Below are 2,044 nucleotides of genomic sequence, written 5' to 3'. Positions count from 1 at the left end.
GGACCGTCCGGGGATCGCGTGCGTTCAGGCTCAGATCAGGCCGAGTGCGCGAACCGCCTCGCGCTCCTCCGCCAGCTCCTGCACCGACGCGTCGATGCGGGCGCGGGAGAACTCGTTGACGTCCAGGCCCTGGACGATCTCGTAGACGCCGTCCTTCACGGTGACCGGGAAGGAGGAGATCAGGCCCTCCGGGACGCCGTAGGAGCCGTCGGACGGGATGCCCATGGAGGCCCAGTCGCCCTCGGCGGTGCCGTTGACCCAGGTGTGGACGTGGTCGATGGCGGCGTTGGCGGCCGACGCCGCGGAGGACGCGCCGCGGGCCTCGATGATGGCCGCGCCGCGCTTGGCGACGGTCGGGATGAAGTCCTCCGCCAGCCACTTCTCGTCGTTGACGACCTCGGCGGCGTTCTTGCCGGCGATCGTGGCGTGGAAGATGTCCGGGTACTGGGTGGCCGAGTGGTTGCCCCAGATGGTCAGACGCTTGATGTCGGCGACCGTCGAGCCCGTCTTCTTCGCGAGCTGGGTCAGCGCGCGGTTGTGGTCGAGGCGGGTCATCGCGGTGAAGCGCTCGGCCGGTACGTCCGGCGCGGCGGCCTGGGCGATCAGGGCGTTGGTGTTGGCCGGGTTGCCGACGACGAGGACCTTGATGTCGTCCGCGGCGTGGTCGTTGATGGCCTTGCCCTGCGGCTTGAAGATGCCGCCGTTGGCCTCGAGGAGGTCACCGCGCTCCATGCCCTTGGTGCGGGGGCGGGCGCCGACGAGGAGGGCCACGTTGGCCCCGTCGAAGGCGACGTTCGCGTCGTCGGTGATGTCGATGCCCTGGAGCAGCGGGAACGCGCAGTCGTCCAGCTCCATGGCGGTGCCCTCGGCGGCCTTGAGCGCCGGGGTGATCTCCAGCAGGCGCAGCCTGACCGGCACGTCCGCGCCGAGCAGCTGGCCGGAGGCGATGCGGAAGAGCAGGGCGTAACCGATCTGGCCGGCCGCGCCGGTCACGGTGACGTTCACGGGAGTGCGGGTCATGGCGTTCTCCGTATGACAGCTGTCGGTGGGGCGTCCCTGCCCCGGGTGGGACGTACAAATGATCGATCTCTTGGCATCAAGAGATCCGGTCAGCGGTCAGGCTATCGCGCATCCGGGATGCCGGACGTCCGGGGTTGTGTGGCCCGCTTCACAGAGTGCCCCTCGGCGCACGGGAGACCCGCACGAAGCGGCGGCCGCCGGTCCGGGAGAGGGGGATCGGCGGCCGCCGTGTGGGGGTGCCGGGTCGTGCCGGACTCCCGTGGGGGTATCCGTCCGCCTTCCCGGAGCGGAGGCGCCTACTCCTGCGCGGGCCGCCTTTTTCTCCGGCCGGTCACCCGTACGGCGGCCCCGCCCGACGCCGCGTCGGCTCAGCCGAAGGCGAGCGCGCCCGCCACGGCGGCGAGCAGCAGCGCCAGCAGGAGCAGGGCCGCGTACAGCAGGAGCCGTCCGGCCGGTGCGGGCGGGGGCGGCGGGGCGGGCTCCTCCAGCCGGTCCCACCAGGGGACCGTCGGATCCTCCCGGTAGGCCTCGGCCGGATCGACCGGTGCGGGCCGCGGCCAGACCTCGACGGCCAACTCCCAGCGCACGACGTGCCGTTCGGCGTCCGCGCCCGCCAGTCCCGCGACCCTGCACAGCGCGGCGACGGCCTGCCGGGGCGGCGGCTGGACCGCGTTGAGATAGCGCTGCCAGGAGGACTTGCTGTACGCGGTGCGCGCGCCGAGCGCGGCCAGGCTGAGGCCCGTGCCGTCCTTGAGCTGCCGCAACTGTTCCACGAAGTGCCGTACCTCCGACGGCAGCCCGTCCGGCAGCGGCTGCCAGGAGCCCATCCCGCCCACCTTCCCTTCGGTTCGTTCAGGGGACGACGCCGGGCGGCCGGTCGGTTCCCCGGCCTGCGCCGCTACGGCGGTGTGCGCGCACACGACAGCGGAACGGTCACCTCCGTGCCACAGCGTTCGGACAGCTGTTGAACAGGGCCTTCGCGTGAGGGAACGTGGCACGCGTCGGCGGCCCGTCCTCTTCGGGG

At 72.3% G+C, this 2,044-nt stretch carries 2 protein-coding genes; both read right to left on the bottom strand.

Annotation, left to right across the window (positions count from 1 at the left end):
• Positions 1 to 30: 30 nt before the first annotated feature.
• Positions 31 to 1,020 carry a malate dehydrogenase gene (locus ABT300_RS43540; protein ID WP_266726272.1) on the bottom strand — a complete coding sequence of 330 codons (990 nt, stop codon included), beginning with the start codon at positions 1,018 to 1,020 and terminating at the stop codon, positions 31 to 33.
• A gap of 368 nt (positions 1,021 to 1,388) precedes the next feature.
• The gene (locus ABT300_RS43535) at positions 1,389 to 1,847 is read right to left on the bottom strand and encodes a helix-turn-helix domain-containing protein (RefSeq protein ID WP_351688583.1); all 459 of its coding nucleotides are present in this window, start codon (positions 1,845 to 1,847) and stop codon (positions 1,389 to 1,391) included.
• Positions 1,848 to 2,044 lie beyond the last annotated feature (197 nt).

Source organism: Streptomyces sp. NPDC001027, from assembly GCF_040299045.1.
GTDB lineage: Bacteria > Actinomycetota > Actinomycetes > Streptomycetales > Streptomycetaceae > Streptomyces.
Note: the sequence above shows the minus strand (reverse complement) of the source record. Positions and strands in the feature narration are given on the sequence as shown.

Coding starts and splice junctions, on each gene's coding strand:
- ABT300_RS43535 (WP_351688583.1), bottom strand. CDS start 1,847: ATGGGCTCCTGGCAGCCGCTGCCGGACGGGCTGCCGTCGGAGGTACGG.
- ABT300_RS43540 (WP_266726272.1), bottom strand. CDS start 1,020: ATGACCCGCACTCCCGTGAACGTCACCGTGACCGGCGCGGCCGGCCAG.